Source organism: Psychrobacter sp. DD43, from assembly GCF_904846555.1.
In the GTDB taxonomy this organism is placed as follows: Bacteria; Pseudomonadota; Gammaproteobacteria; order Pseudomonadales; family Moraxellaceae; genus Psychrobacter; species Psychrobacter cryohalolentis.
The window spans coordinates 16585-32112 of record NZ_CAJHBE010000007.1; the positions used below are offsets into that span (position 1 = coordinate 16585).

Consider the following 15528-nt stretch of genomic DNA (forward strand, 5'->3'; position numbering starts at 1 on the left):
AGGGTAAGATCAAGGTTAAGAGTCAGAAAGCTATTATACGAATATTTGCGCAATTACCAAAATTTATGCCGTAACGGTTTGTCACATAGCATTATTATAGAAAACACCAAGAGCCAAACACTTTATAAAATAAAGATTTATTGCTAAGAATAGGGCTGATAAACGAAAAGACCTTAGCTTGCGAGCCAAGGTCTTTATAGGGAACTCTTCAAAAACAGACTTTGTCTTTAAATTAATGGCTTGTCACTAGCGATAATGCCGTTATTGTCTGCGTAGACAAACATACCAGAATTTAGCGTTAAATCACCAAAGCTGATTTCAAGATCGGTTTGACCTTCATCGCGGCGATTTGATTTACGCGGGATACAACCAAGCGCCATGACCCCGATGTCCATTGCTGCCATATCATCAACATCACGAACACAGCCATACACCACAACCCCTGCCCAGCCATTATCAATAGCCGACTGTGCAATCATGTCACCTAACAACGCACAGCGCATAGATCCGCCACCATCAACGACCAATACTTTGCCATTACCGTCTTTGTCTTTACCATCACTGTTAAGCAACGATTTGACGCGACTATTATCTTCAAAACATTTGACGGTCACAATCTCACCGCAGAATTTGTCTTTGCCGCCAAAACTATAAAACGATTTACCTTCGATATTAGGCAGGCATACCTGTGATTCAGGATTGGCATCTAATAAATCACAAGTTACAAAGTTTTCTTTGGTCATTGTTACTGATTCTGGCATGGTGAGACTCCTTGTCTGTTATGGTTAAATTGTTCTGACTTATTAAACTTAAAAATTACTTAGGCTATTTATTATAGTATAGTTTATCCTAGATAAAACCGATACATCATGTTTTGACGCGGCACTAGTATAAATTTTTCTAGCTTGCTGTGCCTGCGCAGACAGAGGCTGCAAAAAATTCATTCTAGTCCCGCTGTATCGTTTTTATACTGAGTTTACTATAGTAATAAATGTAAAAGTTATCTGATTAATAGCTTAATGTTTTACACGGGTCATCGCAAGCATCTGTTTATTTTCGATAATATCAGTGGTTTTAATCGCGGGTTCGCTGCGGTATTTACTACGATGATAGATATCATGGGCGCTCATCGCCATGGCACTAGCGACACGCTTAGCTGAAATAGGATGTAAAGATAATGACTCGGACACCAATGGCGAGATAAGCTGAAAGGCTTTTTGTCCCAGACTTTCAAGCGGACGACCCTTATGTTTACCAAGTAGTAACGACGGACGGAAAATAACCAATTGGGCAAACCCTAATGCCATTATGGACTCTTCCGTTTCAGCCTTTACGCGATTATATAAAAAGCGACTGTTGATGTCCGCATTCATCGAGGACAATAAAAAGAAGTTTTCAACGCCTTTCTCTTGGCAAAGTTTGGCGAAACCAACATTATAATCATGGTCAATCTTGCGAAAAACTTCATCACTACCCGCTTGTTTTTTGGTGGTGCCCAAGCAACTAAAAGCATCCGTTTTTCGATCAGCGCCAATGCTTGTAAAGATTTCAGCTAAGTTGTCAAAATCATTCACCTGATAAAAACGCATGCTCGCATTGATGTAGCGAGGAGGACGCCGTGCAATCACAATCAATGTGTCATAAATCTCACTCAGCTGCTTTACAAGATGTTGCCCGACCAATCCCGTTGCACCTATTACCATTGCTTTTCGCTGCATATCCTATCCATTTATAGAGTGTTGGAATACTTATGATCGTCAAAAATGTGACTTTTTAAAGCCCGTCGGTGACGCTGACCACTGTAGTATCATACCTAAATTAATCAATCATCGAGGCTATTATGCATGATTTATTGTAAGAGATTTTATCAGCAAACAGTTTTACTCAGCTCATACGCTCGTTTAGACTCAAATACTCACTCAATATTATGATAAATACCTTTATAAATACCTATTAAAGGCATAAAATCCCGCTCATCCACGTAATGCCGTAACTTCTTTGAGCATTAATCATCAAACTTATTGTCCTAAGGGCGATAATTTGCTAAGATAACCGGCTTTACACGTCAACGCTGTTTAATTATTCCAAACAGTTTTGGCGCTTGCGATGATTTATTACTATCAGATACTTTAATAGTAGGCATCGACATCATGTTCGGCGAGACGGCTGCTCGTTATCGATGATGGTTAAACCCTTTATTGCAATCCACATTCATAATTTTATCTGTCTTTATCAAGGAGATTCGCGTGGCTAATACTGCACAAGCTCGTAAACGCGCCCGTCAAAACACCAAACGTCGTCAGAACTCTGCGTCACAACGCTCTATGGTTCGTACTTATTTGAAACGTGTTGACGCGGCTATCGCTGCTAAAGATTATGACGCGGCTACCGAAGCTTACAAAAAAGCGGTACCGGTTCTTGATCGTATGGCTGACAAAGGTATTCTTCATAAGAATAAAGCTGCTCGTCGTAAGAGCCGCCTAAACAAAACCATCAAAGGCTTACTAGCTTAAGATTGGTTGCGTTTAGACCGTATGATGCTTCGATAACATCATAACTAAAACCTTGTCACTGGTTCTAATACTGGGGCAAGGTTTTTTTATGCCTGATCAAAAGTAATTAATAATTTCGTAAATAACGCTTATGTCCATTTTACTTCTGGTGGCAATAATAGCTTATTTGGATGAAAGCCAGCGGTACGGTAGGCTTCAAGCAAAGTGTGTATTGGACGTACATAAACTTCACCGCGCCAGACAAAATACGCACTTGCCTGCTCGAATGGCTTGTCATCAAACCACAAAAATACCCCTTCCATCATTTTTGGCCAATCGTTCCAATCAATCTCAACAACATCAAACATCACCGCTAAGAATGCAGATAACAAAGTGTCATGGCTGACAGCGAGCATTAGATGCCCGTGTTGCGGCTGATTTTGATAAAAAAGCGATAGAATATCGAGACCGCCCTGATAAGCGTTTTTAGTGCCTTCAAGATTGCCTTGCAAGAATCGATTGATAAAATTGAGAACACCAATCTCTTTAAAGATGGGATTTGCAATATCAGGTTCGGTCACTAAGCTACCAGGCTCAACCAACAATGACTGGTGCGCGATATCACGCCTTAGTCCTGCCCCTTCTTGCATCAGCTGCGCCGTATCAAGACAGCGACCAATCGGGCTTGAGATGCTATCAACATCGAGCGAATACGGCAGATGTCCTGCCAACCAACGACCCCAAGATTTTGCCAATACACGACCTTTGGGTGTCAATGGCAGCTGATAACTGGCAAAGCCATTACCATCAGAGCGCTCACGCAGGGAATGTCTGGTAAATAAAATCAGGCGCTTATCTTCAGGTAACAACCTGACCGACGACATCATACTATCAGGAAGATGTGAGGGCGCTGGTGCACTTGGAGTATGACTCGCAAGCTTCTCAGTGGATAGGCTCGATGTGGTGTTATTAGGAAGTTTACTCATCACATAAGCCTATCAGATTTTTCGACAGGAATGAACCAAATATAAGTCCAATTGCAATATAATCTAAAGCAAATATATTGAGAGCAGACCCGTTAATTTTATTAGAAATAAGACGCTATGACACGGTGAAATCAAAAAAGAAATACTCATATTTATTACGTTTGACTAACCGATATCAATTACTCTATCCCATGTAAACGATAATGCCGTACTACTAACCTCATTTGGATAAGCACGCGGATTGACGATAACGCGCGTATTATGAATGTGGTAATCAAATGCTTCATGCGTATGCCCATGCACCCATAGTGCTGGTGCCCACTCTTCATACATCCAGCTTGATAAATCACTGATAAATGCGGCATTACTTGGTAGCTCAGCATACTTCTCAGAGACAGATAATGGACTGATACTATGATGACTCATCACCACCGTTTTTTTGCCCATTGCTTTTGCCGTTATCAATGCTTTTTTAAGCCATTGACGCTGCTTAGCATGAATCTGTATCGACATTTCAGGTGAAAATAGTTCGTTGCCGGCATAGATCTGTTTGTAGTCACGCATAAAGCGCATTGCCACTGCCCTAGTCTCTTCATTGGCTTGATATTGATAATCTGTCCAAAGCGTACAACCTAAAATGCGCACCTCTCCGATATCAATATGCTGACACTGCAAAAATCGTACGCCCTGCTTTGATTCACTATCATAATTGTCCCAAGTCGCCAGCTTTTTATCAAAATGCAGCACGTCTTCATTAAAGTACTCATGATTACCAGCGATAGTGATTAGAGGGACTTGTAAGCGCGCTGCTTGCTCTTGTAGCCATGGCATACCAATATCACTATTTGCTGTATCTCCCGCTACCAGTACGATGTCTGCGTCGGTTTTGGGGATATGCCCTATCGGATGGGATTGACGTATATAACTGTCAATATGTAAGTCACTCAAAATCTGTAATTTCATAGCAGCCTATATCATTAAATAAACATAAATAGTTTAGCACCTTTTCATCTAGGGACAAAAAGTAAAAAGACAGCGGATTAGGCTGTCTTTTTACTTTTTGACTGAAGTATCTAATTGAAAAGTTAGAGACTTTGGAGTATTAACTGTAATTTCGCTGCAGGATCTACTGCTTGAGTAATTGAGCGCCCAATCACCAGATAATCAGAGCCATCAAGTAATGCCTGTTTTGGCGTACAAATACGCTTTTGATCATTAGCATTATCATCTAGCAGACGAATACCAGGCGTAATCAGTTTAAAGTCCTGACCACATAATGCCTTTAATGCCTTTGCTTCTTGTGCTGAGCATACTACACCATCGAGACCGGCTTGCTTGGTTAATTGTGCTAAGCGGCTCACTTGTGCCTCTAAGCCGTCGGTGATGCCCGTTTGTATGAGCGCTTCATTGTCCATAGATGTTAAGACAGTCACTGCAATCAGTAGCGTGTCAAAATCATTATCTAGCAAGCGCTGTTTTGCCAATGACATCGCATCGTGGCCCGCACTTGCATGGACGTTGACCATCCATATACCAAGCTCAGCCGCAGCCAATACTGCTTGTGCAGTGGTATTGGGGATATCATGAAATTTAAGGTCTAAAAAAACCTCAAATTGGCGCTGATGCAATGCTCTGACTATCTCAGGGCCACAGCGGGTATACAGCTCTTTACCTACTTTCAATCGGCATAATGCCGGATCTAATTGGTCAGCTAATGCAAGAGAGGCATCCTTTGTCATATTATCTAATGCAACGATGACAGGAGAATTAATTGCGTTGTTCATTGTTATGCTTCTTTATATCAGGTTTATCAAATTATTATATTTATAATCAGCAGTGAAAATGCATATTACAAATTATTAGTAATCGCGTTTTTGCTTGGTCAAACTTGACCCATCATGCACATTGGCGTTGGGATGAGCATTGGGCATTGTCGTATCCTGTACATTAACCGCTGTTGCACCATAAACAGCTTCTTCTACAGTAGGCGCATTCGCTTGACGATCAATCACCATATTGGCTTGGGTTATCTGCTCTTGCAAATTGGTATTTGCCTTTTGTAGACGCGATATTTCCCACTTATTTTGCAAAACACGGAAAATTAGCAGTGCTAACAAGATACCTATAACGATACCAAGTATGAGACAAAGTATCATTAGCAAGCCTAAATTCATCGTTGGTGCTTGTGAAAACAAAAGATTGACGCCAACTTCAGTATTGTTTGCCAATACCAAACCTAGCGAGTAAGCGAAGCTCAAAAATAGCAGCACTAATAATAAAATACGCATCAGACGTCTCCTTAAGTTTTTAATAGAACAGATAAGTGGATAAAAACTAAGCCATACTGATTGATATTACTACGTTATAAAAGGTTTGGTATAAATAAGAAAAATCGGCTCATACTTTAGTAGTAGATCGGTATGATATCTTATATTACTTCAATTAACTTACTGTCCGCCTGCTACTTTTTCGTTTACAGCTTCGCGTAATGCTTTGCCTGGCTTAAAATGCGGAATTGCTTTTGCAGGTACTGGTACGCTTTCACCCGTTTTAGGATTGCGACCCATACGAGCACGGCGATGATGAAGACAAAAACTGCCAAACCCACGCACTTCTACTCGACCATCATTGGCGAGCGTATGAGTCATCAAGTTTAATATCTCGCGTACGGCGTCATCGACAACGGTATCTGTCATCGTGTCACAATTTGCACTCAGATTACTAATAAATTCGGACTTATTGATTGTTTGCTGCATTATCATACTTGCCTTGTTCATTGATAGATAAGATGATGGAAATAACTAAAATGATTACCACAGATATTATAAAATATTAGCTGACAACCACGCGATTGTTGACTAAATATCTGTTCATTTATAATGACTTGGGTCTAATTTTACATCTCGTTACTCGATGTTGTAAATGATAGCGGATATTGAAGGAAATTGGAAACAAGAGTTCCTCTATCAAGGAAAAAACTGTATCAATTATCGTTAATACTAAAATTTAGCCATAAAAAAAAGCGACCGGAGTCGCTTTCTTTTATAAGATCATAACATTAGCAGTAAATAGCTTACTGCATTTGTTCTTTGATCAAGTCACCAATCGTTTTTGGTTGTGCATCAGAACCAGCAGCAGTACTAGTCGTAGTTGTGCTACTTAACTCTTTAATCGCTTGACGCTCTTCAGCTTCGTCTTTCGCTTTGATAGACAGGCTGATGTTACGCGTTTTACGATCAACACTGATGATTTTCGCTTCTACATCATCACCAACAGTTAGATGCTTAGTCGCATCTTCAACGCGGTCACGTTGAATCTCTGAGGCACGTAGATACGCTTCAACTTCATCAGCAAGTTCGATAGTAGCGCCTTTAGCGTCTACTTCTTTTACTTTACCATTAACGATAGCACCGCGGTCATTGTTGACTAGGTATTCGTTAAATGGATCTGAAGTTAATTGCTTCACGCCTAGGCTGATACGATTGGCTTCTGAGTCTACAGACAATACCATTGCTTCAACGGTGTCGCCTTTGTTGTAGTTACGGATAGCATCTTCACCAGTTTCATTCCAAGAAATGTCTGACAAGTGAACTAGACCATCAATACCGCCATCTAGACCGATAAAGATACCGAAGTCAGTGATTGATTTGATCGTACCAGTGATTTTATCACCGCGCTCATGTTTCTTATCAAACTCATCCCAAGGATTAGCTAGAGTCTGTTTGATACCTAAGCTGATACGACGACGTTCTTCATCGATATCAAGGATCATTACTTCAACTTCATCGCCCACTTGAACAACTTTCGACGGATGGATGTTTTTGTTGGTGTGATCCATTTCTGATACGTGTACTAGACCTTCAATACCTTCAGAGATCTCAGCAAAACAACCATAATCAGTTAGGTTAGTAACGCGTGCTTTAACAACTGCACCTACTGGATAAGTGCCACCAACGTTATCCCAAGGATCAGTACCTAGTTGTTTTAGACCTAGGCTTACGCGATTGCGCTCACGGTCAAATTTAAGTACTTTAACTTTAAGATCTTGACCAACTTCAACCACCTCAGATGGGTGCTTGATGCGGCGCCATGCCATATCAGTGATGTGCAATAGACCATCAATACCACCAAGATCAACGAATGCACCGTAATCAGTTAGGTTCTTAACGATACCTTCGATCTCGATACCTTCTTCAAGCTTGTTCAATAGCTCTTCGCGCTCAGCTGAGTTTTCAGCTTCCATAACGGCACGGCGACTAACGACAACGTTGTTACGTTTTTGATCAAGTTTGATAACTTTAAATTCTAACTCTTTACCTTCTAGATGCGTCGTATCACGGATAGGACGTACATCTACCAATGAACCTGGCAAGAAAGCGCGTACTGAACCGATATCTACAGTAAAGCCGCCTTTTACTTTGCTAGAAATAATACCTTTTACAATCTCATCATTGTCAGAGATTTTTTCAAGGAAATTCCAAGTTTCAACGCGTTTGGCTTTTTCACGTGACAGTAAGGTTTGACCCATACCGTTATCAACCGCTTCAACCACTACGTCTACTGTATCGCCAACTTCAACTTCAAGTTCGCCTTCTTCGCTTAAAAACTCTTCACGAGCGACGATACCTTCAGATTTTAGACCCGTATCAACAGTGATCCAGTCGTTATCGATGGCGACAACAGTACCAGTAATAACCGAGCCACGCTCGATATCCAGACCTGTTTCTTCGATGCTCGCTTCAAATAGTTCAGCAAATGATTCCATTATGTCTACCTTTGTATAGCCGTATCCTGTCCAGCACAGTACGGATCAAATTTATGACTGTATAAAATGAGAATACTGGTTTTATATCCTATGCAGTCATATATAAAAACGTTTGTTGCTAATAAGCGAATGCGTCAGCAAACTCACTAGCAACAACTGTCTTATATTAAAATGCGTTATATTTTTTAAATTATGACCTTTAAACAGTAGATTCCATTTTTTTCTAAAGATTACTGGCGTCTACTACTGTAATTTTATACTAAAATCAATCCTATAGGAAACTTTTTCATGCTTACTACCTTGTTATTATTAGCTATTGAAGCAAATACCTTTATCTTGACAATATTGTTTTACTTGCTTATAAACCGCATCAGCATCTAAATTGGAGCTGTCTAATAGTAGCGCATCTGCTGCAGGCTTTGATGGTGCCGTTGTACGGTTTTCATCACGATCATCACGGGCCTTAATCGTCGCTAGAATCGCTTCAAAATCTGCTATTTGACCAGCAATTAGTAGCTGTGTTACACGGCGCTCGGCACGCGCTTCAGCACTGGCAGTCAAAAATACCTTGACGTCAGCGTCTGGAAACACGACTGTACCCATATCACGACCATCCGCAACCAATCCTGAACGAGTTGCCATATCTTGTTGCAGCGTTAGCAATGCTCGGCGAACTTTTGGAAATACTGCTATCTGTGATGCGTAACCGCCAACCGTTTCATTACGAACTTGCTCACCTACTGCATCACCATTTACGATAATATCGACACGTCCTGATGCATTGTTAGGTACAAAGGCAATCTCTAAGCTTTGAGTTAACGCTAATACAGCCATCTCGTCAATGGTCTGACTTGCATCAGCAGTAATCAATCCAGCTTCAAACGCCTTAAGTCCAACGATACGATATAACGCCCCTGAATCAAGTAGCTGATACCCTAAAGCTTGTGCTAAACGCCATGTAACTGTGCCTTTACCTGCGCCACTTGGCCCATCAATACAAATAACAGGATAACGCAATGAGGGCTTCTCACTGTTAGTATTCGCGTTAGGGTTGGCAACAGTCATAATACTCACTTAAAGTCGGCAATTTCTACAACCACATAAATAATTATAAAAGTATCAATAAAGCATTTTTCACTTACTTATCAAAGCATTATAAGGAAATCACTCTATTAACAAGTAAATAGGGCGATATTATAGCAAACAAAGCCACCTATCACTAGCAGCAAGAATCATATCTTGTTAATCACTGCTGTTACACTTAGCTTTTGCCGCTTTTCTGCGCTGACGAAAAAAATCTTTGAGCATCTGGCTGCTGTGCTCACGGCACAAGCCTGCATCGACTTGCATACGATGATTATAAAAAGGCTGTTCAGCCAAGTTCATTTGACTACCAAGCATCCCTGCTCTCGGCTCATGCGCTGCATATACTAGCCTATCTACACGTGCATGAATCATCGCACCCATGCACATGGTACAGGGTTCTAAAGTCACATATAAGGTCGTCTTTAGGGGCAAGCGATAATTCTTTAAGCGTGTACAAGCATCTCTTAACGCTACGATTTCAGCATGAGCCGTCGCATCACAGCGTCCAATCGGCTCATTAAACCCCTGACCAATAATATGCTGGTTATGTACCAAGACAGCTCCTACTGGCACCTCTTCTCTCTCAGCGCCTTGCTTGGCAAGTTTTAGCGCCTCTGTCATCCACTTGATATCCTCAACTGACCAAAATAGAGCTGTTTTAATCTGCTCACTTATCAGCGGATTACCATTAGTAAATGGACTATGTATTAGCTGGTAAGGTAATAAATTAGTGTTTAGAAAATTTTTCATTTACTGTGGTAATTGCCAGTCGATAGGCGTTTGACCATATTGCACCAGATAATCATTGGTTTTTGAAAACGGCTTAGAACCAAAAAAACCACCACGATTAGCAGCAAGTGGTGATGGGTGTACTGCCGTTAAAATCAGATGTTTATCAGTATTGATATACTTGCCTTTTTTCTGAGCTTTACTGCCCCATAAAATAAAAACAGTATGTTCAGTCTGCTCATTAATAACATCAATAACCGCATCAGTGAACTTCTCCCAGCCTTGATTTTGATGACTGTTTGGTTCGCCTTCTCTTACTGTCAAAGAGCTATTTAACAATAATACGCCTTGCTGTGCCCAATACGTTAAATCACCATGTGCTGAAGGTTTGATACCAATATCGTCGGCCATCTCTTTCAATAAATTGTTAAGTGACGGTGGCTTTGGGATAACTTTAGGGACAGAAAAGGACAGCCCCATTGCCTGTCCAGGACGATGATAAGGATCTTGCCCTAAGATAACAACTTTCACCTGTGATAAAGGTGTTAAATTAAACGCATTAAATATCAGCTGTGCTGGAGGATAAATACCATCCTCTGACTGATAGGCTTCTTTTAAAAAAGCTCGCAAGCTATCCATATTGTCAGAAGTTAATTCTTCTGACAACGCCTGCTTCCAATCTTCTGGCAAGCGTACATTGTCGAGAATCGCTTGCTTTTGCGCGACTGTTTTTGTGGGTTGTACGTCAAATAATTCCATGATGAATCCTTTTTTATTTGTTATCAGGATGCGTTAAGGTTGATATTAACAAAATATTAGGGTTGCGTTGTCATATATATTAGCAATAAAAAAACGGTTACCGCAGTAACCGTTTTTATCATAGTGCGAAAAATAACTTAACTGGCTAATGATTCGGAGTCTGGACGTGGCTCATGAGTCTCAACAACAGTCAATATAATACGGCTATCCGCTGACCCTTTATCTGACGACTTATCAAGCTTCACAGTATCACCATCTGATGCCTCTGGCTCCAAGGTTAAATGTACAACCCCACCATTCACTAAATCACCAAATAGAATCATATTTGCCAGAGGCTTTTTGATTTCGTCTTGAATCAGGCGCTGCATTGGACGTGCGCCCATTAAGCGATCATAGCCTTTAGCTGCCAGATAATCACGTACCTCATCATCAATCTCTAAAGTAACTTGCTTATCGTCAAGTTGTACCTGTAGCTCAACCAAGAATTTATCAACCACGGATACAACGACTGAGGTATCAAGCGGATTAAACTGGATAATAGCATCAAGACGGTTACGGAATTCCGGAGTAAACACACGCTTGAGTGATTCTGTATTGTCACGGCTATGATCTTGCTGGGTAAAGCCCATAGAAGATCGACTGATACTCTCAGCACCGACGTTGGTCGTCATAATAACAATGACCTGCTTAAAGATAGCAACCCGACCATTATTATCTGTCAATGTACCGTGATCCATCACTTGTAATAACAAGTTGAAGACATCCGGATGCGCTTTTTCGATCTCATCAAACAATAACACACAATGAGGATGCTGATTGATTTTTTCAGTCAATAGACCACCTTGATCATAACCCACATAACCTGGAGGCGCACCAATCAAACGTGAGGCAGTATGTGCTTCCATATACTCTGACATATCAAAGCGCACCAGCTCAACACCCAACAGATTTGCCAATTGACGAGAAACTTCCGTTTTACCAACCCCTGTCGGACCAGCAAACATGAATGAGCCGATTGGCTTATCTGGTGCTTTCAGACCAGCACGAGACAGCTTAATCGCATCTGCTAGAGTCGCAATCGCTTCATCTTGCCCAAATACTAGATGCTTAAGGTCGCGATCTAGATGCTGAAGAATACTCTTATCATCACTAGATACTGACTTGGGCGGAATACGTGCAAGCTTAGCAACAATCGCTTCGATATCTGCTACATCAATTTTTATCGGAGCGCGCTTTCCTTTTGCTTTCTTATCAACAGACGATTTTGCACGATCATTGGCTTTTGCAATATCTGCCTCATCCTGCATTTCGTTATCACTATAAGTATCACTGTCGAGACCGTCGATATCAGCCTCAATCTGTGCATCAAACTCTTGCTCTATATCAGCAATGAAACTTTCTTCCGCTTCTATATCGTCTGCATCAGCCACAACCCCTAAACGCTTATAAGCGCCAGCCTCATCAATAACATCAATGGCCTTATCCGGCAAAAAACGCTCATGGATATGTTTCGCTGACAATTGAACGGCAGTAACCAGTGCTTCATCAGTATAGACAACATTATGGAACTCTTCGTACCGCGGTTTAAGACCACGCAAAATATCAATCGTATCATCAACACTTGGCTCTTTCACGTCGATTTTTTGGAAGCGACGCGATAAGGCATGGTCTTTTTCAAACACTTGACGGTATTCAGTAAAAGTGGTTGAACCGATACAACGCAGTTCACCATTGGCAAGTGCTGGCTTAATCAGGTTGGACACATCCATATTACTGCTCATTGATGAGCCAGCGCCAATAATCATATGAATCTCATCAATAAACAAGATAGCATTGGGTTTTTTCTTCAATGCATCTAATAGCGATTTCATACGTTTTTCAAAATCGCCGCGATATTTAGTACCCGCAATCAATGAACCAATATCAAGACTATAAATCACGCAACCATTCAGTGGTTTCGGGGCTTTATCATTGATAATCAACCACGCCAACCCTTCAGCAATAGAGGTTTTACCAACACCCGGCTCACCGACCAATAGTGGATTATTTTTGCGGCGGCGACACAAAACTTGCGCGGCGCGTTCAATCTCAGGACCTCGCCCAATCAATGGATCTGTTTTACCTTCAGCAGCACGCTGATTTAAATTGGTCGCAAACTCAACCAATGGATCTTTACTGGTTTTTTCTGAGGCACTACTACGGCGCTCGCCCGTCATAGAAGCACGCGGCTCAGATGCCTCATCTTTATCTTGACCATGTGATAGATACTGAGTCAGCTCAAGACGACTGATGCCCTGTTTTTTGAGCAAATAAACCGCATAAGTATCATGTTCTGAAAACATTGACACCAGAATATCCGACCCTTCAACCAAACGACCGCCACCAATAGACTGCACATGAAAAATTGCCCGTTGTAGAATACGATCGAAGCTTTGGGTCGGCTGCGGGGATTGCTCAGTATCAGGATCGACCGTTGGAGTATGCTTATTAATATAAGCCTCAAGCTCAGTACGTAGTGCTGAGACATTTGCATTACAGGCCGTCAATGTGTTGGCAGCGTGCGTATTTTCTAAGAGTGCCAGTAAAAGATGTTCAACAGTGAGATACTCATGCGATTTTTGGCGCGCAAGTGTCATTGCTAAACGCAAAGAAACTTCAAGATGACGACTTAACATAACGACTTCCTACGGTTATACCTATCTTTATAATTGATAGCTTTATGAATGAGTTAGTAAGTAAATCAGGGCGGTAGATGGATTGTTCAAGGGCAATATGAGTATTATTAAATGACGCTGTTAAATAATGGCTTCTATGGCTTGGCTATGATCCTCACTTGTCTTTATCTCAACATGATACTCAGATATAGTCAATCTATTAACACATACTAAAATGTATCGAAGTGTCCCTAGACCATTTTTCAATGATAATATTCATTCAACAATAATAGAGCGCATGTACTAAAGCTACAGACAATTCAAGAATTTGAATAATGTAAAAAGAGAATAAATACAGGCAGTAATGAGAAAAGCGGTTATATAAGAAAGTCTAAGCTAGTTTAAAAAAGAGAGGTGCAGAGCAAGTTTGTGCTTAAATAAACTTGCTCTAAAAACACTAGAAGAAAATATTTTATTGAAAATATTAAAGATATATAGTTAAAATATAGTGAACTTGAGAGAAACATACGTCATCAAGAATTAGAGTAAGGCTTTACTCGCCTTGATGCGGTTCGATTTGGGTCAATAATGGATAGCCTTCACGATGTGCCAGACTGTTAACTTTTTTGGCCTTGGTCTCAGCAATATCTTTAGGATAAATACCAGCAATACCTTTGCTGCTATTATGAATCGTCAACATAATCTCAACGGCCGAATCCATACTATGACGAAATTCAGATTGTAAAATATAGACGACAAATTCCATCGGCGTGTAATTATCATTATACATCACCACAGCATACATAGGCGGCTTGGCGACTTCCGGCTCTGCTACCAATACATCAGCCTGTGGGGCTGTTTCACCTTCAGGCTCACCCACTTGCGCAAGACGCATGGGTATATGTGGAAAGTGCCAATCTGATGTAATTGGCGTCGCTCTTGCTATCGTTTGTTTTATCATAATTGGAATACAGATGAATCAGTAGGTTTAATGAATGGTTATCTTTAAGAGACTATCAAATCGTTAAAAATAAGGGGTAACAATAGATATCTGGCTAGCAGCTACGACAACTAATGCTCAATAAGACTTAAGGCTCAATAGGACTTTCATCGACGTCTGGCAAATCTAACAGTGATAATGGCATATTATCAACTTTAGCACCAAGCTTCCAATCATACAGCTGCTCGACTTCTTGACCAGCGGCTTTTAGATTTAGCTTGATTTGCAATGGCTTGAAACCCGCTGGCATTGTAAAGCGACCACGTATACGCGTCACGCCTTCAATAGTGTAGCTGACGGGTTCTAATGGCACTTCTACAAAATCATCATCATCAAGCAAAGTCAGCGTTGGATTCAAACGTTTGGCTTTACCATCACTTGCGAGCATACCTATATCGAAACCATATTCAAAGGCATTTTCAGGTAAGGGCTCAATCTTTGCGCCTAGTATCTGTAAAGGCATGCCGCCCTTCTCACTCACAATCTCAGCATAGAGGTCATTGAGCTGCGCTACCTGTCTATTTTCAACCATGATGGCTTGCTGATTTTCGCGTAACTCTTTTAAGTTTGCCAAACTTATTTCTAATTCTTGTTTAGAAGTAGCAACTTCATTGGTCGCTATTTTATGACTGACGCGTAAATCTTTTAGCTCTTGGAGCGACTCTTTGCTGGTAATGACTGCTTGCTGGGTTTCATTTTGCATTGAATAATAGCCACGTTGATAACCAAGTTTGTGACCAAATACTAATGCGACAATTGCTGTCACCAATATCGCAATCACAAATAACGCTAACACCAATGTGGAAGCGCCCTGCTGCGAGCAAGCAATGCTGTAATGCTTCATAACACTACGCTGAGTTTCAGTATTTAGAGATGAACAATGTAAGCTACGCTCCAATTTATACGAAACAGAGTCTTGGCACGATGGGCGTGCTGGCGGTGAGCAAAAGCGTAGTACACTCTTAAAACGCATTTAGGCAGTATCTCTTAACAGGAAAGGCAAGTTATTATAGCGGAATTTATAATCAATACCTAGTATCATAAATGAGGATAATTT

The 15528-nt window shown here is 40.9% G+C and carries 15 protein-coding genes; 1 reads left to right on the top strand and 14 read right to left on the bottom strand.

Annotated elements, in window-relative coordinates:
* Window positions 1-227 precede the first annotated feature (227 nt).
* Window positions 228-743, bottom strand: a complete 516-nt coding sequence (gene rraA / locus JMX89_RS05460) for a ribonuclease E activity regulator RraA (protein ID WP_188018897.1) — start codon at window positions 741-743, stop codon at window positions 228-230.
* A 273-nt stretch (window positions 744-1016) separates the two neighbouring features.
* Complete coding sequence (locus JMX89_RS05465) at window positions 1017-1718, bottom strand: NAD-dependent epimerase/dehydratase family protein (protein ID WP_181210099.1); 702 nt, start codon at window positions 1716-1718, stop codon at window positions 1017-1019.
* A gap of 528 nt (window positions 1719-2246) precedes the next feature.
* Here JMX89_RS05465 and rpsT point away from each other — a divergent pair.
* Window positions 2247-2513: a 30S ribosomal protein S20 gene (gene rpsT, locus JMX89_RS05470; RefSeq protein ID WP_011513993.1), complete on the top strand. Its 267-nt coding sequence runs from the start codon at window positions 2247-2249 to the stop codon at window positions 2511-2513.
* A 128-nt stretch (window positions 2514-2641) separates the two neighbouring features.
* Here rpsT and JMX89_RS05475 read toward each other — a convergent pair whose 3' ends face one another.
* From JMX89_RS05475 to JMX89_RS05530, 12 genes are all read right to left on the bottom strand, one after another.
* A complete protein-coding gene (locus JMX89_RS05475) occupies window positions 2642-3478 on the bottom strand; it encodes a histidine phosphatase family protein (protein ID WP_181210100.1) in 837 nt (278 codons plus the stop codon).
* 165 nt (window positions 3479-3643) lie between these two features.
* On the bottom strand, window positions 3644-4441 hold the full coding sequence (locus JMX89_RS05480) for a metallophosphoesterase (RefSeq protein WP_201531254.1): 798 nt from the start codon (window positions 4439-4441) through the stop codon (window positions 3644-3646).
* Between the two features lie 122 nt (window positions 4442-4563).
* Window positions 4564-5262 (bottom strand): orotidine-5'-phosphate decarboxylase, encoded by a 699-nt coding sequence (gene pyrF, locus JMX89_RS05485; protein WP_201531253.1) that lies wholly within the window; start codon window positions 5260-5262, stop codon window positions 4564-4566.
* Window positions 5263-5337: 75 nt separating this feature from the next.
* Window positions 5338-5766: a LapA family protein gene (locus JMX89_RS05490; protein WP_133104463.1), complete on the bottom strand. Its 429-nt coding sequence runs from the start codon at window positions 5764-5766 to the stop codon at window positions 5338-5340.
* A 159-nt stretch (window positions 5767-5925) separates the two neighbouring features.
* Complete coding sequence (locus JMX89_RS05495; protein WP_041753160.1) at window positions 5926-6234, bottom strand: integration host factor subunit beta; 309 nt, start codon at window positions 6232-6234, stop codon at window positions 5926-5928.
* 317 nt (window positions 6235-6551) lie between these two features.
* A complete protein-coding gene (rpsA, locus tag JMX89_RS05500) occupies window positions 6552-8243 on the bottom strand; it encodes a 30S ribosomal protein S1 (protein WP_201531252.1) in 1692 nt (563 codons plus the stop codon).
* Window positions 8244-8552: 309 nt separating this feature from the next.
* Complete coding sequence (gene cmk / locus JMX89_RS05505; protein ID WP_201531251.1) at window positions 8553-9308, bottom strand: (d)CMP kinase; 756 nt, start codon at window positions 9306-9308, stop codon at window positions 8553-8555.
* Between the two features lie 177 nt (window positions 9309-9485).
* A complete protein-coding gene (gene tadA / locus JMX89_RS05510; protein ID WP_201531250.1) occupies window positions 9486-10079 on the bottom strand; it encodes a tRNA adenosine(34) deaminase TadA in 594 nt (197 codons plus the stop codon).
* On the bottom strand, window positions 10080-10817 hold the full coding sequence (locus JMX89_RS05515) for a uracil-DNA glycosylase (protein ID WP_020443774.1): 738 nt from the start codon (window positions 10815-10817) through the stop codon (window positions 10080-10082).
* A 137-nt stretch (window positions 10818-10954) separates the two neighbouring features.
* Entirely contained in the window at window positions 10955-13492 is a 2538-nt protein-coding gene (gene clpA / locus JMX89_RS05520) for an ATP-dependent Clp protease ATP-binding subunit ClpA (protein ID WP_201531249.1), read from the bottom strand.
* Window positions 13493-14024: 532 nt separating this feature from the next.
* Complete coding sequence (locus tag JMX89_RS05525; protein WP_011514003.1) at window positions 14025-14432, bottom strand: ATP-dependent Clp protease adaptor ClpS; 408 nt, start codon at window positions 14430-14432, stop codon at window positions 14025-14027.
* A 127-nt stretch (window positions 14433-14559) separates the two neighbouring features.
* Entirely contained in the window at window positions 14560-15444 is an 885-nt protein-coding gene (locus JMX89_RS05530) for a hypothetical protein (RefSeq protein WP_201531248.1), read from the bottom strand.
* Between the last annotated feature and the right edge of the window lie 84 nt (window positions 15445-15528).